Source organism: Pseudomonas sp. ARP3, from assembly GCF_001029595.1.
GTDB lineage: Bacteria > Pseudomonadota > Gammaproteobacteria > Pseudomonadales > Pseudomonadaceae > Aquipseudomonas > Aquipseudomonas rhodesiae.
This window is the reverse complement of the sequence record NZ_LEKF01000015.1, coordinates 1-21,500: the sequence shown is the minus strand read 5'-3', so window position 1 is coordinate 21,500 and position 21,500 is coordinate 1. Positions and strand designations below refer to the sequence as shown.

Sequence of the window (21,500 nt, the reverse complement as noted above, 5' to 3'; positions counted from 1 at the left end):
TCAACGGTTGCGCGTTACCCGCCACACAGTGTTGGCCAAGTCATCGGCGATGATCAATGCGCCTTTCGGATCCACCGTCACCCCCACCGGACGCCCTCGGGTTTTGCCATCTTCACCGCGAAAACCGGTGGCGAAGTCCACGGGCTCGCCCGCCGGTTTACCGTCCTTGAACGGCACGAAGATCACCTTGTAGCCCACCGGTTGATCGCGGTTCCAACTGCCGTGCTCGCCGACGAACACACCGTCGGCAAAGCGTTCGCCCATGGCCGGGATGGAAAAGTCCACGCCCAGGGCGGCCACATGGGAACCCAGGCTGTAGTCGGGTTTGATCGCCGCCGCGACCTTAGCCGGGTTCTGCGGTTGCGCCCGTGGGTCGACGTTCTGGCCCCAGTAGCTGTAGGGCCAGCCGTAGAACGCGCCTTCACGCACGGAGGTGAGGTAATCCGGCACCAGGTCGGGGCCGAGTTCGTCGCGCTCGTTGACGACGGTCCACAATTGCCCGGAATCCGGTTGGATCGTCAGCGCGGTGGGGTTGCGCAAACCGGTGGCGTAGGGTTTATGCGCGCCGGTCTGGGCATCGATCTGCCAGACCATGGCACGGTCGATCTCCACTTCCATGCCCCGCTCGGTGATGTTGCTGTTGGAACCGATCCCCACATACAACTGACGACCGTCGGCGCTCACGGCCAGGGATTTGGTCCAGTGGTGGTTGATCTGCGCCGGCAGGTCGGTGACTTTGACCGGCGCGCCGCTGGCCTTGGTCTGGCCATCGCTGTAGTCGAACCGCACCAGCGCATCCTGGTTGGCCACGTACAGTTTGCCGTCGGCGAAGGCCAGGCCGTAGGGCGCGTTGAGGTTGTCGGCGAACACGGTCTTGAGTTCATAAGTGCCATCGCCGTCGGCGTCGCGCAGCAGCGTCAGGCGGTTGCCGCTCTTGACCTGGGTGTTGCCCTGGGCCTTGATCACGCTGGCGATCACGTCCTTGGGCTTGAGCTTGGCCGCGCTGCCGCCACGGCCTTCTGCGACAAGGATATCGCCGTTGGGCAGCACCAGGGTCTGGCGTGGGATGGCAAGGTCAGTGGCGATCGCCGTGATGCTGAAACCCTCCGGTACGGTGGGTTTTTGCTCGCCCCACGGGGTTGGCTCGGCGATTTTCATGCTCGGCAGCAGGCTGCTCTGTTGTTCCGGCAGTTTGGGATCGGGGCCGCGGGCCTGGGTTTTGTCGCCTTCGGCGCCGCAAGCGCTCAGCAGCAGGGCGGCGCTGAGCACGGTCAATGGGAAGCAGGTTTTCATCGGGCACCTCCGGTGCGCAGGCCGGTCCAGGTGGCGAGGATCGCCAGCACGGTCACAATGGACGACAGCACTAGGCCGGCGGGCATCATGGCGTAAGCGTCCTTGGCGTGCTGAAACGCATCGATCAACCCCAGCACCCAAGTGACCAACAGCAGCAGCACATAAATGACGGGCCGCCCGGCTTTGTGGGGCGCGCGCAGCAGGTTGACCAACGCGAACAGCAGCGCCAAACCACAGAAAACCAGCGCACCGGCAATCAGCCAGGACGCGAAGTTGGCCCACTGAATCTGAAAGGTCTGGGCGTAGGCAATGTCACTGAGCAACGCGCCCAAAAATAGCGGCACGCCGCCGGCCAGCAAGGTCGCGTGCAACGGACCTGGCCGACTATCGGGGTAGGTGGGGAGGGTAGTCATGGGGTAAGCGGCTCCTTACTTGTTCGGCGCCCTGGGCTCAGGGATGCGATGACTTCGCATAGGAAAGGAGCACGTCATTTGTAGGAAAGTTCATAGATGTTATGCCGAGGATACGTGTCGAAATATTATGAACCGCGTTGCGTGTTCCTCGGCCCAAGCCCTTATGATCTCGCCCTCACTCAGCCCAGGCCCTTCCATGACCTACCCTCGCATCGGCTTTGCCTGCCAATACAAGCACCCCGACCGCCAGCTCTCGACCGGCGCCCTGAAACTTATCGAAGGCCCATTCAACCCGCGCACCACTACGTTGCGCTGGATGGACAGCGTCGACCCCAGCGTCGCCCGGGACAAATTGGTGGAGGTGGTCACCCACAACCTGGCGGCGCAATTGCAGCTGTTGGCGTACGTCGCCACGCTGCCGCCGACCCTGCGCATGTTGCGCCTGAGCAGCGATCTGCTGCCGTTTTACAGCCACCCCAAAGTGGCGGCCGTCTACCACGACCCGGCCATCCAACAGCAACTGATCGAAGGCTTCGCCGCCATCGGCGAGTTGGCGCGGGCCTCGGACATTCGCCTGTCGTTTCATCCCGGCCAGTATTGCGTGCTCGGCTCGGAAAACCCCAATGTGGTGGAAAACAGCGTGGCCGAATTTGAGTACCACGCCGATATGATCCGCATGATGGGCTATGGCCGGCGCTTCCAGGATCTCAAATGCAACGTGCATATCGCCGGCCGCCTGGGCGTGGAAGGTACACGCGCGGTGTGGGCGCGGCTGTCGGAGGTGGCGCGTCACTGCATTACCTTCGAAAACGATGAAAAGACCTACGGCCTGGACCACTGCCTGCAAGTTGCCGATCTGGCCCCGGTGGTACTCGATATCCACCATTGCTGGATTCATGAGCAGGCCTATATCGACCCCGATTCCCCACGGGTCGCCCGAGTGATCGACAGTTGGCGCGGCGTGCGCCCGACCATGCATTACTCTCAGCCTCAGGAGCGTCTGCAAGACCTGGGGTTCGACGCCGAACGCAAGCTGGAGATGGATGCGCTGTTGCAGGTGGTGTCCAAGCGCGACCTGTACGCCCATAGCGAACAGATGTGGAACCGCTGGACCAACGACTACGCCCTGCAGTTTCTGGATCGCTTCGACATCATGCTGGAGGCCAAGGATAAGAACGTGGCATCGTTGGCGTTCTACGAGTACTGGCAATCCCAGGCCACGTGAAGAAAAAGGAGTTTGCTCCCATGCCCACTCTGCACTTGTTGTGCGGCAAGATAGCCTCCGGCAAGTCCACACTGGCCAGGCGCCTGGTGGCTGAACACCGTGCGATCCTGCTCAGCGAAGACACGTGGCTGGCGCAACTGTACCCCGGTGAGGTGTTGTCCATCGCTGACTACCTGCGCTGTGCGCAACGCATGCGTGGGGTGGTGGGGCCACTGGTAATCGACCTGCTCAAGTCCGGCGTCAATGTGGTGCTGGATTTTCCGGCCAACACCCTGGCCAATCGCGAATGGCTGTTGAGCCTGGCCCACAGCGCCCAAGTGCCGCACTGCCTGCATTACCTGGAACTCGACGACGCTACCTGCCGCGCCCGCCTGCATGCGCGCAATGCCGGCGGCGAACACGACTTTGCCGCCACGGACGCCGAGTTTGACCTGATCACCCGGCACTTCTGTGTGCCGAGCGAGGGCGAGGGGCTGGTGATTGAGGTGCATCGGCCGTGAGCGTTGCAGTATCACAAGGCCTGGACGCCGAGGGCTTTATCCGCTCCGTTGCGCAGGCGCCCGTGCAGCCTGAGTATCAGCCGGTGCTGGCGGATGCCTGCTCACTGCTGTCCCAGCAAACGTTGGGGCTCGATGGCTTGTACGTTTACGGCAGCGTCGCACGGGGTGACGCGACGCCCGGTCAGTCCGACCTGGACCTTACACTGGTGCTGCGCGAGCCGCAGACCCCGCAGGTAGCAGAGCAATTGGAACGCGTTCGCCGTGAACTTGAACGGCGTCACCCGCACGTCACCAAAGTCGACTTCGATATCGGCGAGCGTGCGCAGGTAATGGCGGTTGAAAACCGCAACCTTTGGGGGTTCTGGCTCAAGCATCAGTGTCGTTGTATTTGGGGCAATGACCTCTGCGTCCATTTCGAGCGGTTTCGCCCATGCCGTGAAATCGCGCTGGCGTTAAATGGTGACGTCTATTCGGTATTGAACACCTATATCTGCGCTATCGGGCAAACGGTTATCGAGGCGGATCGGCTGCGCTTGCAGCGTGAAGCGTCGCGCAAACTGATCAGGGCGACGCAGATATTGCGCTCGGAAGCGGCAACAATGTGGCCACAAACACTGGAAGAGCATGTGGCGATGTTCCTCCAGAGCCACCCGGCGATGGTCACCCAGGTAGCGTTCTTTCTGTTTGAAGCGCGCAACCCTGGCGCCGCGGGCGATCAGTTCTGCGCGCGGTTGCAGGTATTTGTGGAGTGGTTGGTTTCACACCAGCGCGAAACCCTCCGGACTTAAACCGCCCCACCAATCCATTCAACTCATCCGACAGCTTCGACAGGCGCCCTGAGCCATCCTGGGCCGAGTTGGCCAGGCTTTCCACTAAGCGCGCTTCGTCGTAGATCTGCTGGATATGCCGGTTGATCTCTTCAGCCACGCTTTGTTGTTCCTCGGCGGCGGCGGAGATTTGCAGGTTCTGATCGCGGATTTCGTTGGCCGAGGTCTGGATGCCTTCGAAGCTGTCCCGCGCGTTTTGATGGACGACACGCTGGCCTTGGACAGGTCCATGCAGCTGTCCATCTTCTGGGTGACTTCCTGGGTTTTGGTTTCCAGGGCGCCGAGCAGGTGCTCAATCTCGCCCGTGGAGTCGCAGGTGCGCTTGGCCAGGGCGCTGACTTCGGCGGCTACCACGGCAAAGCCGCGGCCCTGGTCGCCGGCACGGGCCGCTTCGATGGCAGCGTTGAGTGCCAGCAGGTTGGTCTGTTCGGCAATCGCGCGGATGGTGCCGAGGGCATCGTTGGCGTTCTACGAGTATTGGCAATCCCAGGCCACTTGAAGATAACAGAGTCTCCTCGTATGAATGTAAATAAGGCCTGCGTCGGATCACTCAAGGCGCAACAGTCAGTACTATTTGTCCAGCAGAAAGTTGAATGGCGGCTACGAAAGCTGAAGGCTCCGTATGATTGATGAAAAAACGTTCAGCTATAAAACGCTCTGCCTTGAAGATGCAGCTAACAATCAGGCTCTACAATTTACAACTAAGGCCCGTATCGACATAGGCAGGGCTACGATAGTCGCCATTCAGGTGGTTTTGGTTGATGTTATTATCTGACGATTAAGGTTTGGTTTGGTCCCCAGTTTGATTGGTCACTGGCGAGTGCCGATCTAGCAGTTATAGTCAGTTCGCCGCTCGTGAAACCGGGGATGGCATTGATGTTTAGTATGGCCGAAAAGTGCCCGTTTTCATCGCAAAAAACATTGGCGAGTTGGTTGCCGCTATTGGCCTGAAAGATAGCGATGTTAGTTCTGGGAGTGCCCTTTCCTTGGACGTAAACGCAGTCTCTTTTATAACCTGGCGGGTCGAATACGGGGGCTGAGAGTGTCATGGCAATTATCCTTTTAACATGAGTTTTTAAGTGGTGAGACGATTTTTTTCGTCCCTTGTAAAGTACTCAATCTATAAGGTTGCAACTACTGTCATAGTTGACAGGGTGTAAGCTTTTTTCGAAATAACTGATGCTTTTGTTGAATCTAAACGCAGGGTGAATGGATCTAAATACTGTTGACGGGGCAGTAAACGTCACCCAGCAAATACTTTCACTTACTTGGAGAGCGCTCAGCGTCGCACGTTTTTGCACGCAGGGTCGGAGCAGGGCAGAAGACCGCCTGCTCCTGCATGCGCTGGGTATTTCTGTTCTGGCGAGTTTCACGCCAGCGCGAAACCCTCCTCAGGACTTAAACCGCCCCACCAATCCGTTCAACTCATCCGACAGCTTCGACAGGCGCCCTGAGTCATCCTGGGCCGAGTTGGCCAGGCTTTCCACCAAACGCGCTTCGTCGTAGATCTGCTGGATATGCCGGTTGATCTCTTCGGCCACGCTGTGTTGTTCCTCGGCGGCGGCGGAGATTTGCAGGTTCTGGTCGCGGATTTCGTTGACCGAGGTCTGGATGCCTTCGAAGCTGTCCCGCGCGTTTTCGATGGACGACACGCTGGCCTTGGACAGGTCCATGCAGCTGTCCATCTTCTGGGTGACTTCCTGGGTTTTGGTTTCCAGGGTGCCGAGCAGGTGCTCGATCTCGCCCGTGGAGTCGGAGGTGCGCTTGGCCAGGGCGCGGACTTCGTCGGCCACCACGGCAAAGCCGCGGCCCTGGTCGCCGGCACGGGCCGCTTCGATGGCAGCGTTGAGTGCCAGCAGGTTGGTCTGTTCGGCAATCGCGCGGATGGTGCCGAGGATTTGGTTGATGCTGCGGCTGCCGGCCTCCAGCTCGACCATGGCCTGGGACGATTCGCTCAAGCGGCGGCCCAGGCGGTTGACGTTGTCGGTGGTCGCTTCGATCTGCTGTTTACCCTCGGCCACGCGGCGGTGGCCATTCTCGGCGGATTCGGCCGCGCCGCTGCAGGAGCGGGCGACTTCGTTGGCGGTGGCCACCATTTCATTGAATGCGGTGGACACCAGTTCTACCGCCTCGCGCTGGCGACCGGCAGCCTCGTTCATATTTTGGGCCACCTCGCTGTTGACCTTCGAAGCGTTATGCAAATTGGCCGAGGCCGCGCCGATGTGCTGGATCAACTGGCGAATGGCGGCGAGAAACTTGTTGAACCAGCCGGCCAGTTCGGCGGTTTCGTCCTTGCCGTGTACCCGCAGCTCATGACGCAAGTCGCCTTCGCCCTCGGCAATCGACTGCAAGCCCGTGCTGACCTGGCCGATCGGCTTGACGATCACTTTGGAGAACGCTGCGGCGATCAGGCCGAAAATCAACACCAGCACGCCGACGATGATGGCGGTGAGGTAGGTCATGCGCGTGGCCTCGGCCATCACTTCGCTTTTTTCGATCAGGCCGATATAACGCCACCCCAGGCCGGGAGAAGTCCACACGTTGGCCATGTAGCGCACGCCGTCGATCTCAACTTCGGTGGAGCCTTGCGTGGTTTGCGCCAATTGCGCGTAGGCCGTACCCAAATCTTTCAGCGGTTTGAAGTTGTGGGCGGCGTCCCGTGGGTCGACCAGCACCACGCCGTCCTCGATCAACATCACGTAACCGCTGTCGCCGAGCTTGATGCTCTTGACCAGTTCGGTCAGGTTCTTCAGCGACACGCTGACGACGAATACCCCTTTGGGTTTGCCGGCGCTGTCGAGCATGGCGCGCGCGGTGCCCACCAGGGCCACGTCGTCTTTATCGTAGTAATAGGCCGGCGTGCGCACGGTCTTGCCGGGGCTGGCCATCGCCGCTTTGTACCAGGGGCGTGCGCGCGGGTCGTATTTGGCCAGTTGCGGATCGTCCGGCCATTTGGCGTAGGTGCCGTCTTCCAGACCGATGGACAGGATCGCCGCCGCCGGGTGGGTGGCGCCATAGCGGGCGAAGCGCTCGATCACCGTTTGCGCTTCGGCGGGCAGCGGTTGGGCGGCCGCGTCGGCGGGTTGGTAATTTTTTAGAGTGTTGACCGAGGTGTATACAGAATCCGTGGCCATTTGATCGACGTTCTGCAGCGTGCCGTCGAAGAACTGGCGGATATTGCCATCGATCTGGCGGATTTCCCGGGTACTGCCGTCGATGAACTGATCCACCGCCTGGGTCCGGGTGTTCATCACTGAGATCACGGCCACCAGGCTCACTGGGATAAACGCAACCGAGACAAAAGCCAGCACAAGCTTATTTTTTATTTTCATCGAGACGACCATCAGCGTGGAGGGCGGCCAAATCGCCACGCCCCCTGAACGAGGCGAGGCGATTTGCTATCACTGCTGTTTCGGCGCGCTCTTGGTAAACCTTTAGGGTTTTTGTACACAATACAATCGACGATTGTTCTGTATCCAATCAGTACACATCACGCAGATAGCGTTTTTGCTCACTCAGTTGGCGCCAGTAGTCCACGGCGTGCTCCGGGCTCAGCCCGCCGTGGGTTTGCGCGATCTGGCGTAGCGCCTGGTCAACATCCTTGGCCATGTGGCTGGCGTCCCCGCAGATGTATACCTTGGCGCCGTCCTGCAGCCAGCGCCACAGCTCGGCGCCTTGCTCGCGGATGCGGTCCTGCACATAGATTTTTTGCGCCTGATCGCGGGAGAACGCCAGGCTCAGGTGGGTGAGCAGGCCGTCGCGCTGCATACCTTGCAGCTCGTCTTGGTAATAAAAGTCGCTGGCGGCGTACTGCTCGCCGAAGAACAGCCAGTTACGCCCCGGGTGCCCGAGGGCGCGGCGCTCCTGCAAGAACGCGCGAAACGGCGCCACGCCGGTGCCAGGGCCGATCATGATCATCGGCACATCGCCGTCGCTGGGGGGGCGGAAATGTTTGGACGGCTGCACGAACACCGGCACTTCACCGTCGCCGACGCGGTCGGCGAGAAAGGTCGAGGATACGCCTTTGCGTTTGCCATAGCGCACGGCTGCGACGGTCAGGTGGACTTCACCGGGGTGGGCCTTGGCGCTGGACGCAATCGAGTAGAGGCGCGGTTGCAGACGCCGCAGGGTGCTCAGCAAATCGTCCGCCGAGCACTCAATGGGGTAGGCGTGTAGCACGTCCGCCAGTTGCCGACCCCACAGCCAGTCGTTCAATTCGGCCTTGTGCTCGGGCCGCAATAACTGCTCAAGCCCTCCATCGGCGCTGCGCTCGGCAATAAACGCCAGGGTCTCGCTGCTGGGCCGGGCGATTTCGAAGTGCTGGGTCAACGCCTGTTGCAGCGAGACCTCGCCGAAGGTGTCGATAGTGACGCTGGCCGACGCCTTCAGGCCGGTCAATTCGAGCAGTTCGTGGACCAGTTCGGGGCAGTTGCGCGGCCGTACGCCGAGGGCATCGCCGGCTTCATAGCTGAGCCCGGAGTCGGCCAGGTCCAGGGCGAACTGGCGGGTTTCTTTATGGCGGCTATGGGGGTTGAGATGGCGGTTGAGCAGCAGGCGCGATCCGTACAGCTTGGTCTTGCCGGCGGGTGTGGCGGCTGCCGGCGCCTTGGCCGGGTTGAGGCTGTGCTGCAAGCGCAGCAGCCAGGCATCGGCGTGCGCTTGGAATTCGGTGTCGCAATCGACGCGCTCCAACAGGCGGGTGGCGCCCAGCTCCAGCAGGCGTTGATCAAGGCGTTTGCCGTGCTTGCAGAACTGCTCGTAGTTCGGATCGCCCAGGGCCAGCACCGCAAACCGCAGGGACTCCAGGCGCGTCTCGACACGGCTGAGGCTGTGCCAGAAACCTTCGCCATTGTCCGGTGGGTCGCCGTCGCCGAAGGTGCTGCTGATCAATGCCAGGTTCTGGGTGCTTGCCAGTCGGCTCGCCGGGAAATCCGCCATTGCGCTCAGCTCGACGCTGATCCCAGCCTCACGCAGGCGCTGGGCACAGCGCTCGGCCAATGCTTCGGCATTGCCGGTCTGGGAAGCCCACAGCAAGGTCACGGCGGGGGAGGCGGGCAGTGTGCCGACACTGGCCGGCGAGGCGCGACTGAACAGCCCGCCGAGCAAACCGTCGACCCACAGCCGCGCCTCGTCGGCCAACGGCGCCGTGGGCGGTAGCACCGGCACACCACCGGCCTGGCGTGCGTTGTCGGCGCGCAGGCCGCTGACAAAGCCGGCGAGGTAGGTGCGTTCGCTGTCGCTCAGTGGCGGCGGGATGACGCTACGCAGGCCAGCGATTTCGGCGAAGGCGTCGATGCGCGACATGGCGGGTTCCTTTGCGCAAAGGGGAAGGTCGGTGGTCGCCTGGGTGGGCGAGTCGAGGAACTGATGGTCGATCAGCTCGACACGTTCCAGGGTGACGGCGCAGCACTTGAATTCCGGCTGCAACGACATCGGGTCGACCGCATCCGAAGTCACCGCGTTGATCGCCAAATGTTCGCCAAACACGTCGTTCCAGTGAAAGGGCGCGAAACACTGGCCCGGTTGCACGCGGTCGCTGATCAACGCAGGCAATACCGCGTAGCCGCGCCGCGAACGCACTTGCACTGGCTGCTTGGTCTGAAGCCCCAGGCGCGCGGCGTCATTGGGGTGGATCTCGACAAAGGGGCCGGGGTTGAGTTTGTTCAGCGTGGCGACTTTGCCGGTCTTGGTCAGGGTGTGCCATTGGTGCTGCAAGCGCCCGGTGTTGAGCACGAACGGGAAGACATCGTCGGGCAGCTCCGCCGGTGGCATGTGCGGGCGCGCGAAGAACTGACCTTTGCCGCTGGCGGTGGCGAAGCGCAGCGTGCCGTGTGCGAGGTAGCGGATCGGGTTGCGTGGCGCCGACTCGGCCGATGCCAGCGGCCATTGCAGCGGTGTCTGGCGCAGACGCTTATAGCTGGCGCCGCGCAGGTCATAGCCGGTGGCGGGGTTGCCGGCACGTTTGAGTTCTTCGAACACCTCACTGGCGTCGGCGTAGGTGAACCCCTCGGCATAGCCCATTGCACAGGCGATCCGGGCGATGATCTGCCAGTCGGCCAGGGTGTCGCCCGGCGGCTGTACGGCTGGTTGCATCAGGGTCAGGTTGCGCTCGGAGTTGATCATTACCCCTTCGGCTTCGGCCCACAGCGCGCCGGGCAAGAGGATGTCGGCATAGCGGTTGGTTTCGGTGTCGAGGTACGCGTCCTGGGTAATCACCAAGTCGGCGGCCTGCAGCCCATCGATCACGGTTTGCCGGTTCGGCACGCTGGCCACCGGGTTGGTGCAGATGACCCAGCAGGCTTTGATCTGCCCGGCGGCCATTTGCTCGAACATCGCCACGGTGCCGTCGCTGGCCTGACGCGGCAGGCGGTCGGCGGGGATCTGCCACAGGTCTTCGATAAAGGCGCGGTCGGCGTCTACCAGCATCGAACGTTGCCCCGGCAGGCCCGGCCCCATATAACCCATCTCGCGCCCGCCCATGGCATTGGGTTGGCCGGTGAGGGAAAACGGCCCACTGCCCGGGCGGCAGATGGCGCCGGTGGCCAAGTGCAGGTTGCACAGCGCGTTGGTGTTCCAGGTGCCATGGGTGCTCTGGTTGAGGCCCATGGTCCAGCAACTCATCCACTCGGCGGCCTCGCCGATCCAGGTGGCGGCCTGGCGAATGTCGGCTTCGGCCAGGCCGGTGATGGCGGCGACCTGCTGCGGCGAATAGTCCTCCAGGAACGTGGGGATGGCCTCCCAACCCTCGGTGAAGGTGGCGATAAAGGCCGGGTCGGTGTGGCCGTTTTTCACCAGCAGGTGCAGCAAGCCGTTGAGCAATGCGAGGTCGGTGCCGGGGTTGATCGGCAGGTGCAGGTGCGCCTTGTCGGCGGTGGCGCTGCGCCGTGGGTCGACCACGATCAACTTCGCCCCGGCCTTGACCCGGTCCATCATGCGCAGGAACAGGATGGGATGACAGTCGGCCATATTGGCGCCGATTACGAAGAACAGGTCGGCGCGGTCGAAGTCTTCATAGGAGCCCGGCGGCCCGTCGGAACCCAGGGACAGTTTGTAGCCGCTGCCGGCGCTGGCCATGCACAGCCGTGAATTGGATTCGATATGGCGGGTGCCCACAAAACCCTTGGCCAACTTGTTGACCAGGTATTGGGCCTCCAGTGACATCTGCCCGGAGACGTAAAACGCCAAGGCATCGGGGCCATGTCGCTCCAGCACGTTGCGCAGGCGCCCGGCCGTCTTGGCGATGGCCTCGTCCATGGCGATGCGTACCGGGTCGCGGTCGCGGGCCTGGCGCAAGTAAGCGTTTTCCATGCGCCCGGACTCGGCGATGGCTTGCCCGCAGGTAGTGCCCTTGGTGCACAGGCGCCCGGCGTTGGTGGGGTGGTCAGGGTCGCCGATCACCTTGACCACTGTGTTGTCCTGGACCTGCATGATGATGCCGCAGCCCACGCCACAATAGGGGCACACACTGCGTACGTGTTGGTTTGCCATCGATAACCCTCGAACCTTTTCTGCCCGGCAAAAAAAAGCGCCGCGTAACCCTCCGTTGGAAACGGGGATTACACGGCGCCTTTGTCGTGGATGGGCAATCAGCGTTGACTGCTCTGTTGCGCTGTACCTAGCAAGCGGCGCGCCATGTTCCTGCACAGGCCTTACTGACGGTGCCGACGGCGCTTGCTGCCGTTGTGCCGACGCGCGGGAGCAAGCGTCCCGTGCCCTTTTATGACGCGCCGCGCACCAGTTGGAGGCGTGGTCGCAAGGCTTGAACCGGCGTTGAGGCCGTGAGTACGGGGTCACGACAGGTTGGCACAGAGCCTGCAAGATCCCCGACAACCCCCTTCGGTCAACGACGATCGACAACATGGGCAATAGCGGTGGAATCGGCGAAGTCGTCCGATGCCAACCGTATAAGAACAGGCAAAGACGCCTGGAACCGTAAGGTTTCAGGCGTTTTTTTTTGCTTTTTTTCAAACCGTGATGAGCTTTGTCGGGTGCTTATATGAACGCCAATAACGCCAGTTTGAACCAGCTGCAAACCCTGATCGTCGTCGGCAATGGCATGGTCGGTCATCACTGCGTGGAGCAGTTGATCGAACGCGGCGCGCTGGATCACTACCAACTGCATGTGTTCAGCGAAGAGCCGATGCGTGCCTATGACCGCGTGCATTTGTCCGAGTACTTCACCGGCCGCGATGCCGAGTCGCTGGCGTTATCCGACGCGGCGTTGTACCAGACCCCGGGGGTGACCTTGCACCTTGGCGTGCAAGTGCTGGACATCGACCGCACCCAGCGCCAGGTGGTCACCGCCCAGGGCCGCGTGACCTACGACAAACTGGTGCTGGCCACCGGTTCGTACCCGTTTGTGCCGCCCATCGAAGGCGCCGAAGGTGACTCGCGCCTGGTGTACCGCACCCTGCAAGACCTCGACGCTATTCGTGCCGCCGCTGCCAATGCGCGGCGCGGCGTGGTGGTCGGCGGTGGATTGCTCGGCCTGGAGGCGGCCAACGCCCTTAAAAGCCTCGGCCTGGAAGCCCATGTGGTGGAATTCGCGCCGCGCCTGATGCCGGTGCAACTGGATGACTTCGGCGGTTTGGCGCTCAAGGCGCAGATCGAACGGCTGGGCGTCGGCGTGCATTTGTCCCGTGCCACGCAGTCGATCAGCGCCGGTGAGCAATACCGCTATCGCATGAATTTCGCCAACGACGAATATCTGGAAACCGACCTTATCGTGTTTTCCGCCGGTATCCGCGCCCAGGACGCCCTGGCGCGCCAGGCCGGGCTGGAAATCGGTCCGCGCGGCGGGGTGGCGATCAACGACGAATGCCAGAGCTGCGACCCGCATATCTATGCAATCGGCGAGTGTGCCTCGTGGAACGGCAGCCTGTTCGGCCTGGTTGCGCCCGGCTACCAGATGGCCCGTGGCGTGGCGGCGTTGCTGTGCGGGCAGGGCGCCGAGCCGTTTGTAGGCGCGGATATGTCCACCAAGCTCAAGTTGCTTGGCGTGGATGTGGGCTCCATCGGCGATGCTCACGCCCACACACCGGGCGCGCGCAGCTATCAGTTTATCGACGAGGCCACCGCCAGCTACCGCCGCCTGGTGGTGGACGCGGCCGGCAAGCAGGTGATCGGCGCGGTGTTGGTCGGCGACAACAGCTACTACGACACCCTGCTGCAATATCTGCAGAACGGCATCGCCTTGCCGGCCGAGCCCGCCAGCCTGATCCTGCCGTCGTCGGCCGGCGCACCGACCCTCGGCCCTGGTGCGTTGCCGGAATCGGCCACGGTGTGTTCGTGCCACAACGTCACCAAAGGCGCGATCTGTGCGGCCATCGATGGCGGCTGCGGCGACCTCGGCGTGCTCAAGGCGCAGACCAAAGCCTGCACCGGCTGCGGTGGCTGCGCCGGGCTGCTTAAGCAGGTGTTCGAACATGAGCTGGTGGCCCGTGGCGTCAGTGTCGACAAGAGTCTGTGCGAACACTTCGCCTATACCCGCCAGGAGTTGTACGCCCTGGTGCGCGTGGAAGGGGTGATCACGTTCGACGAACTGCTGGCCAAGTATGGCCGTGGCCACACCGGCTGCGATGTTTGCAAACCGGCGGTGGGCTCGATCCTGGCGTCGTGCTGGAACCAGCCGATCATGGACCCGTCGCTGGTGCCGTTGCAGGACACCAACGACACGTTCATGGCCAATATGCAGAAGAACGGCACCTACTCGGTGGTGCCACGCATTCCGGGGGGCGAGATCACTGCTGAGAAGCTGATCGTGATCGGCGAGGTGGCGAAGAAATACAACCTCTATACCAAGATCACCGGTGGCCAGCGCATCGACCTGTTCGGCGCGCAACTGCACGAACTGCCGGATATCTGGGGCGAGTTGATCGCCGCCGGTTTCGAGACGGGGCATGCGTATGGCAAGTCCACGCGTACGGTCAAATCCTGCGTCGGCAGCACCTGGTGCCGTTACGGCGTGCAAGACAGCGTGAAAATGGCGCTGCTGATCGAGGACCGCTACAAGGGCCTGCGCTCGCCGCACAAGCTCAAGTTCGCGGTGTCCGGCTGCACCCGCGAATGCGCCGAAGCCCAGAGCAAGGACGTGGGCGTGATCGCCACCGAGAAGGGCTGGAACCTCTACATCGCCGGCAACGGCGGCATGCGCCCGCGCCATGCCGAACTGTTCGCCACCGACCTCGACGACGCCACGCTGATCCGCTACATCGACCGTTTCCTGATGTTCTACATCCGCACCGCCGACAAGTTGCAACGCACTTCGGTCTGGCGCGAAAGCCTGGAAGGCGGGCTGGATTTCCTCAAGGACGTGATCCTGCACGACAGCCTGGGTTTGGGCGCCGAGCTGGAAGCGCAGATGCAACTGGTGGTCGACCGCTATGAATGCGAATGGGCCAACGCCCTCAAGGACCCGGAAAAACTCAAACGCTTCCGCACCTTCGTCAACGACAAGCGCCCAGACCCGGACATCCACTTCGTCCAGGAACGCGGCCAGCGCCGCCCGATCATGGCCGCCGAACTCAACTTGATTGCTGTCACCGAGGAACTTGCATGATGAGCCAGTCCAATACCCAACGCACACTTGCCACTTGGAAAAACGTCTGCCATGAGCGCGACCTGGTCCGCAATTCCGGCGTGGTGGTGTGGCTTGATGGCGCGCAAGTCGCGCTGTTCTACCTGCCTGACGCCGAAGCGCAGACGCTCTACGCCATCGACAACCACGACCCGGAGTCCGGCGCCAACGTGATCGGCCGTGGCCTGGTGGGCAACATCAAGGGCGAGCTGGTGGTGGCCGCGCCGATCTACAAACAGCATTACCGCTTGCAGGACGGCCAGTGCCTGGAAACCCCGCACCAACGCCTGCGGGTATGGCCGGCGCGGTTGAAGGGTGGGGTGGTGGAGGTGCAAGTGTCTTGCTGAATCCTGACCTACACAGAGCCCAAGGTGGGAGGGGGCCTGCCCCCGATCAAGGTGGCTCAGTCATGGATAAGCCAGCTGACACGCCGCCATCGGGGGCAAGCCCCCTCCCACAGTTTTTATCTGCATCTGGCTTGGTGCTGGGCGGAGCTGGACTGCTGCAAACCTAGCCTTTGAAACGCAATGAGCCCAGACAGCACAGAGCCCAATGTGGGAGGGGGCTTGCCCCCGATCAGGCTGGCTCAGTAATGGATAAGCCAACTGACACGCCGCCATCGGGGGCAAGACCCTCCCACAGTTTTATCTGTGTGGGGCTTGTTGTCGGCTAACGGTTCCATGGCATCCCCTTCGCGTCAGAAACACGCAACATAGCAGCGCACCGCGCGCCATCAGCGATTTGTTCACGGTTTGCCTTTACACTGCGGCCCCCGGATTTCAGCAAGGATGCTTTACATGCGTTCGCTCGTCAGCGCAGTGCTTGTCTCTACGATGTTCGCGGCCACGGCCATGGCCGAACCCCGCTCGTTTTCGCTGAATGACCCCAGCGGCCAGTTTCTTGTCGAAGTGCTGTTCCCGGATGTGCCGCAGGACTTGCAGCAACTGGCGCCGGCGCTGATTACGCTGCGCGACAAAACCTCCCTGGCGATCCTCCAGCAATTTTCCACACCCGCCGCCGGAGTGCCGCTCGATGGCGACGGCAAGACCCTGGACTGGCGCCTGGTCGGCGAAAACGGCGTGGTGTATTTCGCCGATATCGACCAGGACGGCCGCCAGGACCTGGCGATTCGCAACGGCGACGGCGCCGATGCAGGCTTTCAGTCGAACTACGATGTGTACCTGCAAGACCCCCAGCAACCGCGCTGGGTGCTCAACCGCCCCCTTACGGACCTGGCTAACGGGACCTCCGGCGGCATGTTCTCGGTCACCCCCAAGGACGGCATCATCCATTCGCAGACCGACCGTGGCTGCTGCTGGACCCGCGCCAGCCGTTGGCAAATGCGCAACGGCGAGCTGGTACGACTCAGCGCCTATACGCAACAAGAAGTCCCCGCCAGCGACGATGACGACACCAGCATGCCCAAGGGCTACATGCTGCGCACCACTGGCGAATGGAAGGACGGCCAATGGCACGAAACCCCTCGGTTGGAAGGGCCGGTCAACGAAGACCCACAGATGCTCGCCGGCACCCTCAACGGCAAGATCCCGGTGCAGCTCTGGTATCAGCAGCAAGGCGAGGTACTGATCGGCGAAGTGCGCTACACCAAAAGTGGCAATGGCAAGCCGATCAAACTGGTGGGGTCTATGGGCGACTACGAGGACAAACCCTTCGTTTACCTGCACGAATCGACCGAGGATGGGCATCAGAGCGGCACCTGGCAAATCACCCGCGCTAGCGTCGAACCGTTCGATTACAGCGGTACCTGGGTCAGCAGCGGCAAGAAGGGCGCGTCTGAGCTGACGGTGCAATTGCACGCCGTGGACCGAGAGCCGGAGTACGCCAAGTACGGCGACGTAGCCCGCGACCAACGCAGCGGCCACTATCAGATGCGCAACGACTACCTGGGCCGCGACGGTGACCTCGACCTGAAGATCCTGCCGCAGCGCGACGCCCAAGGCCGGGAAGTGGCTGAATTCAGTGTGACCCTCAACGACACCGGCACCGGCAAACCCATTGTCACCACGCAACAGCGTGTGCCGATGGAAACCGACAACCTGATCATTGTGCGCGCGCCCCTGGCCGCCAAAGGCACTGGCCCGTACCACATTCAGTTGGTAAGAGATTTTGCAGTGATCAAGCACAACGCGGAGCCGGACTTTCCAGACTACCTGACGGGGATGTATCGCCGGCAGCCTTGACGCTGCCTTGGATACACCCCCGCGCACCGCTACAGGTTTGGCCTAGCGATTGAACCGCTCGACCAACGCGTACTGAGTCGACGCGGTGTCGGTCAGCTCCTTGCTCAGGGTTGTCGATTGGCGGGCCTGCACCGAGGTCTGATCGGCCAGCTCGGCAATGGTGGTGATATTGCGGCTGATCTCTTCGGCCACCGCGCTTTGCTCCTCGGTGGCGGCGGCGATCTGGGTGGTCATGTCGGTGATATGGGACACCGCCTCACTGATGCCTACCAACGCCTGGTCGGCCTCCAGCACCCACGCCACGCCTTCCTGGGCTTGGCGCTGGCCGTTCTGCATGCTCTGCACGGCGTTGTTGGAGGACGCCTGCAACTGCGTGATCAGCCCATGGATCTGAGTGGTCGATTGCGTAGTGCGCTGGGCCAACTGACGGACTTCGTCGGCCACTACGGCAAAGCCGCGCCCCTGTTCACCGGCGCGGGCTGCTTCGATGGCGGCGTTGAGTGCCAGCAGGTTGGTCTGGTCGGCGATGCCTTTGATCACATCGACCACGCTGCCGATTTCATCGCTGTCGCGGGCCAGTTGCGCCACGGTGACGCCGGTCTCGCCGACCACCGCCGACAAACGCTCAATGGCCTGGCGAGTATCGCGCGCCACGTCGCGGCCACGGCCGGTCAATACGTTGGCTTGCTGGGTGGCGTCGGCGGTGCGTTGCACATGGCTGGCGACCTCCTGAGTGGTGGCGGCCATCTGGTTGACGGCGGCCGAGACCTGTTCGGTCTCCACGCGCTGACGGTCCAGGCCCCGGGAGCTGGCGGAAGCCAGTTGGTCGGATTGAGCGGCCAGGGCGCTGAGTTTTTCGGCACTGTCCTGCAGGCGGGTGAGGCACGTTTTCAGGCGCGCGTTCTGGCTCTGGAAGGCGGTTTCCAAACGTGCCTGCGGGCCGCGAGCGTCGCTGTACATCTGCGCGATCAACGCATCCGAGGTGGACGGCTCGACCCCTTGCAGCAGGCGCAAGGTGCTGCCTTGGCGCGCGCTCGAACAAAGCAGGCCGATGGGCACCGCCACCGCCACGGCGACCGCGACCGCCACTGGCGCACTGAGAAACAACCCGGCCAGGCTGCCGGCAATACCGCTGGCCATATAGGGCACGCAGCTCAATAGATGGGGCAGCCAGGCGTCCTGGCGCGGTACAGCGGTTTTGCCTTGGCTGATCCGTTGATAGAGGGCCTGGGCGCGGCGGATTTCATCGGCAGTGGGCTTGACCCGCACCGACTCGAAACCGACCACCCGGCTGCCGTCGAATATCGGTGTGACGTAGGCGTTGACCCAATAATGGTCGCCGTTCTTCGAGCGGTTCTTGACGATGCCCATCCAGGGCAAGCCCTGTTTGAGCGCGCTCCACATGTGCGCGAATACGGCCGGCGGTACGTCGGGGTGACGCACGATGTTCTGGGGCGCACCGATCAGATCGTCACGTTCAAAGCCGCTGATTTCGACAAAGGCATCGTTGCAGTAAGTGATCATGCCCTGCACATCGGTGGCGGAGATGAGTTTCTGCTGCGGCGCGAGGGAAATCTCGCGTTGTGTTACGGGCTGATTGTTGCGCATTCGGACTACTCCCTGGTTGCGCCCACTCCATCGGCGGCAAGTCACAAAAAGTTAATATTCATTTGGCAATTGATCCGCCGCTGGTCAAAAGCCTGAAACTTCCCGAGGAAAAACCCCATAATGGCGGCCATTTTTGTTTAGCCCGTTATTCTGGTGTGCCCGTATGGAAATTAAGGTCAACTTTCTCGACAACCTCCGACTTGAAGCCAAGTTCGATGACTTCACGGTGATTGCCGACCAGCCCATTCGCTACAAAGGCGATGGCTCGGCCCCGGGCCCCTTCGATTATTTCCTGGCGTCGTCGGCGCTGTGTGCGGCGTACTTCGTGAAGCTGTACTGCCAGACGCGCAATATCCCCACCGAAAATATCCGCTTGTCGCAGAACAACATCGTCGACCCGGAAAACCGCTACAACCAGATTTTCAAGATTCAGGTCGAGTTGCCGGCGGACATCTCCGATAAGGACCGTCAAGGCATCCTGCGTTCCATCGACCGCTGCACCGTGAAGAAAGTGGTGCAAGCCGGGCCGCAATTCGTGATCGAAGAAGTAGACAACCTCGACGCCGACGCCCAGGCCTTGTTGATGCCCAGCGCGTTGTCCGACGGCGGTACCTATATCGCCGGTAAGGACCTGCCGCTGGAACAGACCATCGCCAACATGTCCGGCATCCTGGCTGACCTGGGCATGAAGATTGAAATCGCGTCGTGGCGCAATATCGTGCCGAACGTGTGGTCGCTGCATATCCGCGATGCGCACTCGCCGATGTGCTTCACCAACGGCAAGGGCGCGACCAAAGAGAGCGCTCTGGCGTCGGCCCTGGGCGAGTTCATCGAGCGGCTGAACTGCAACTTCTTCTATAACGACCAGTTCTGGGGCGAAGAGCTGGCCAACGCGGCGTTCGTGCATTACCCCGATGAGCGCTGGTTCCAGCCCGGCCCGAACGATGAACTGCCGCCGGAAATCCTCGACGCCTATTGCCTGAAGGTCTACAACCGCGATGGCGAACTGCGTGGCTCGCACCTGTTCGACACCAACTCCGGCAACGAGGAGCGCGGCATCGTATCGCTGCCGTTCGTGCGTCGCTCCGATGACGAGGTGGTGTATTTCCCGTCCAACCTGATTGAAAACCTCTACCTCAGTAATGGCATGAGCGCCGGCAATACCTTGGCCGAAGCCCAGGTGCAGTGCCTGTCGGAGATCTTCGAGCGGGCGGTGAAGCGCGAAATCATCGAAGGCGAATTCGCCCTGCCGGACGTGCCTGCCGAGGTGCTGGCCAAGTACCCGAACATTCTGGCGGGTATTCAAGGTTTGGAGGCCCAGGGTTTCCCGGTGCTGGTCAAGGACGCGTCTCTGGGGGGGGAATTCCCGGTGATGTGCGTGACCCTGATGAACCCACGCACCGGCGGCGTGTTCGCCTCGTTCGGCGCACACCCGAGCCTGGAAGTGGCGCTGGAGCGCAGCCTCACCGAACTGCTGCAAGGCCGCAGTTTCGAAGGCCTGAACGACCTGCCGCAGCCGACCTTCGAAGCCCAGGCGGTGACCGAACCGAACAACTTCGTCGAACACTTTATCGACTCCAGCGGCGTGGTGTCGTGGCGCTTCTTCAGTGCGCAGTCGGATTACGAGTTTGTCGAATGGGACTTCTCCGGCCAGGGTGAAAATTCCAACGCCGAGGAGGCGGCGACGTTGTTCGGCATTCTCGACAACATGGGTAAAGAGTCCTACATGGCGGTGTACGAACACCTCGGCGCCACGGCCTGTCGTATTCTGGTACCGGACTATTCGGAAATCTATCCGGTGGAAGATCTGATCTGGGACAACACCAACAAAGCGCTGTTTTTCCGCGCCGATATCCTCAACCTGCACCGCTTGGACGACGCAGAGCTTGAGGCGTTGGTTGAGCGCTTGATCGAAAGCGAATTGGACGATTACACCGACATCACTACCCTGATCGGCATTGAGTTCGACGACAACACCGCGTGGGGCCAACTGACCATCCTGGAACTGAAACTGCTGATCTTCCTCGCCTTGCGCCAATACGAAGAGGCCAAGGAGTGCGTGGAGATGTTCCTGCAATACAACGACAACACCGCCGAGCGCGGGTTGTTCTACCAGGCGCTCAACGCCGTGCTGGAGATGGAACTGGACGACGATCTGGAACTGGCGGACTACGAAGTTAACTTCCGGCGCATGTTCGGCGACGAACGCATGGACGCTGTGATCGGCTCGGTCAACGGCAGCGTGCGCTTCCATGGCCTGACCCCGACCAGCATGAAGCTCGAAGGGCTGGACCGGCATTTGCGCCTGATCGACAGCTATAAAAAACTGCATAGCGCGCGAGCGGCGGTGTCCATCCGATAAGCCTTTTGCGCAGTTTGCTTACCAAAAAAAGCAGGCTCGCCGCAATGAGTGTGTCTTGCCCCGATTCCCTGTGGTCAGCATAAAGATTGGTGGCACCGCGCCACCCTGCGGTGAGCAAGCTTGCTTGCGCTGGGCTGCGCAGCGGCCCCCAAAGCCTGGCGGTGGGTTTGACCTGAAAGGACGCGGTGGGTGGGAGAGGGCTGCTGCGCAGCCCAGCGCGGGGCAAGCCCGCTCACCACAAAAGGTCTGTTCACCACAGAAGTCCTGCTTACCACAAAAGTTCTGTTCACCACAAAAGGCCTGCGCGGCAAAAGAAACCGCTCAGCACAAGAAACCACTCAGCAAAGATTGGTGGCACCGCGCTTCCCTGTGGTAATGGAATGGACGCCCCCTTCCTAACGGCATCTATGTGCCAAAGTTAAAGTGTTACCCACACTTAGCGGAAGGGAGCGTCCTCATGCAGCTTACGACTGTTTCGGTTGACTTGGCAAAAAC

Annotated in this window: 13 protein-coding genes and 2 pseudogenes; 8 read left to right on the top strand and 7 right to left on the bottom strand. The window is 61.7% G+C overall.

What is annotated here, in order from left to right; genetic code table 11:
- A complete protein-coding gene (locus ABX75_RS17460; RefSeq protein WP_034138282.1) occupies nt 1–1,293 on the bottom strand; it encodes a sorbosone dehydrogenase family protein in 1,293 nt (430 codons plus the stop codon).
- Entirely contained in the window at nt 1,290–1,706 is a 417-nt protein-coding gene (locus ABX75_RS17455) for a DUF2231 domain-containing protein (protein WP_047882339.1), read from the bottom strand. The genes ABX75_RS17460 and ABX75_RS17455 overlap by 4 nt, the downstream gene beginning before the upstream one ends.
- 196 nt (nt 1,707–1,902) lie before the next feature.
- Here ABX75_RS17455 and ABX75_RS17450 point away from each other — a divergent pair, with 196 nt between their 5' ends.
- Genes ABX75_RS17450 through ABX75_RS17440 form a run of 3 tightly spaced genes read left to right on the top strand, consistent with a single transcriptional unit; the run spans nt 1,903 to nt 4,219 of the window.
- A complete protein-coding gene (locus ABX75_RS17450; protein ID WP_047882338.1) occupies nt 1,903–2,931 on the top strand; it encodes a UV damage endonuclease UvsE in 1,029 nt (342 codons plus the stop codon).
- A gap of 20 nt (nt 2,932–2,951) precedes the next feature.
- A complete protein-coding gene (locus tag ABX75_RS17445; protein WP_047882337.1) occupies nt 2,952–3,431 on the top strand; it encodes an ATP-binding protein in 480 nt (159 codons plus the stop codon).
- Complete coding sequence (locus tag ABX75_RS17440) at nt 3,428–4,219, top strand: nucleotidyltransferase domain-containing protein (RefSeq protein ID WP_047882336.1); 792 nt, start codon at nt 3,428–3,430, stop codon at nt 4,217–4,219. The genes ABX75_RS17445 and ABX75_RS17440 overlap by 4 nt, the downstream gene beginning before the upstream one ends.
- On the opposite strand, the pseudogene ABX75_RS29860 reads toward ABX75_RS17440, so the two are convergent.
- Nucleotides 4,215–4,702: pseudogene (locus tag ABX75_RS29860) on the bottom strand (methyl-accepting chemotaxis protein); the annotation flags it as partial. The gene ABX75_RS17440 and the pseudogene ABX75_RS29860 sit on opposite strands and share 5 nt — an antisense overlap.
- A 178-nt stretch (nt 4,703–4,880) precedes the next feature.
- Here ABX75_RS29860 and ABX75_RS29450 point away from each other — a divergent pair.
- Nucleotides 4,881–5,033 (top strand): hypothetical protein, encoded by a 153-nt coding sequence (locus tag ABX75_RS29450; RefSeq protein WP_158231122.1) that lies wholly within the window; start codon nt 4,881–4,883, stop codon nt 5,031–5,033.
- A 616-nt stretch (nt 5,034–5,649) separates the two neighbouring features.
- On the opposite strand, the gene ABX75_RS30040 is transcribed toward ABX75_RS29450, so the two are convergent.
- The 3 genes and pseudogenes from ABX75_RS30040 to ABX75_RS17420 all read right to left on the bottom strand — a co-directional run bounded on the left by ABX75_RS30040 (nt 5,650) and on the right by ABX75_RS17420 (nt 11,746).
- Nucleotides 5,650–6,417: a methyl-accepting chemotaxis protein gene (locus ABX75_RS30040; RefSeq protein WP_371263998.1), complete on the bottom strand. Its 768-nt coding sequence runs from the start codon at nt 6,415–6,417 to the stop codon at nt 5,650–5,652.
- 87 nt (nt 6,418–6,504) lie between these two features.
- Nucleotides 6,505–7,509, bottom strand: a pseudogene (locus tag ABX75_RS30035) (cache domain-containing protein); the annotation flags it as partial.
- A 229-nt stretch (nt 7,510–7,738) separates the two neighbouring features.
- Nucleotides 7,739–11,746 carry a bifunctional nitrate reductase/sulfite reductase flavoprotein subunit alpha gene (locus ABX75_RS17420; protein ID WP_047882333.1) on the bottom strand — a complete coding sequence of 1,336 codons (4,008 nt, stop codon included), beginning with the start codon at nt 11,744–11,746 and terminating at the stop codon, nt 7,739–7,741.
- Nucleotides 11,747–12,254: 508 nt separating this feature from the next.
- Between ABX75_RS17420 and nirB the strand changes: the two genes are divergently transcribed.
- The 3 genes from nirB (at nt 12,255) to ABX75_RS17405 (ending at nt 17,035) form a co-directional block, all read left to right on the top strand.
- Nucleotides 12,255–14,816, top strand: coding sequence for a nitrite reductase large subunit NirB (gene nirB / locus ABX75_RS17415; RefSeq protein ID WP_047882332.1), 2,562 nt, complete (start codon nt 12,255–12,257; stop codon nt 14,814–14,816).
- A complete protein-coding gene (nirD, locus tag ABX75_RS17410) occupies nt 14,816–15,181 on the top strand; it encodes a nitrite reductase small subunit NirD (RefSeq protein WP_034098127.1) in 366 nt (121 codons plus the stop codon). The genes nirB and nirD overlap by 1 nt, the downstream gene beginning before the upstream one ends.
- A 450-nt stretch (nt 15,182–15,631) precedes the next feature.
- Nucleotides 15,632–17,035 carry a hypothetical protein gene (locus tag ABX75_RS17405; RefSeq protein ID WP_047882331.1) on the top strand — a complete coding sequence of 468 codons (1,404 nt, stop codon included), beginning with the start codon at nt 15,632–15,634 and terminating at the stop codon, nt 17,033–17,035.
- Between the two features lie 42 nt (nt 17,036–17,077).
- Here the strand turns inward: ABX75_RS17405 and ABX75_RS17400 are convergent, their stop codons facing one another.
- The gene (locus ABX75_RS17400) at nt 17,078–18,643 is read right to left on the bottom strand and encodes a PAS domain-containing methyl-accepting chemotaxis protein (RefSeq protein ID WP_034098124.1); all 1,566 of its coding nucleotides are present in this window, start codon (nt 18,641–18,643) and stop codon (nt 17,078–17,080) included.
- Between the two features lie 163 nt (nt 18,644–18,806).
- Here ABX75_RS17400 and ABX75_RS17395 point away from each other — a divergent pair, with 163 nt between their 5' ends.
- Nucleotides 18,807–21,005, top strand: coding sequence for an OsmC domain/YcaO domain-containing protein (locus tag ABX75_RS17395; protein WP_047882330.1), 2,199 nt, complete (start codon nt 18,807–18,809; stop codon nt 21,003–21,005).
- The last annotated feature ends 495 nt before the right edge of the window (nt 21,006–21,500 follow it).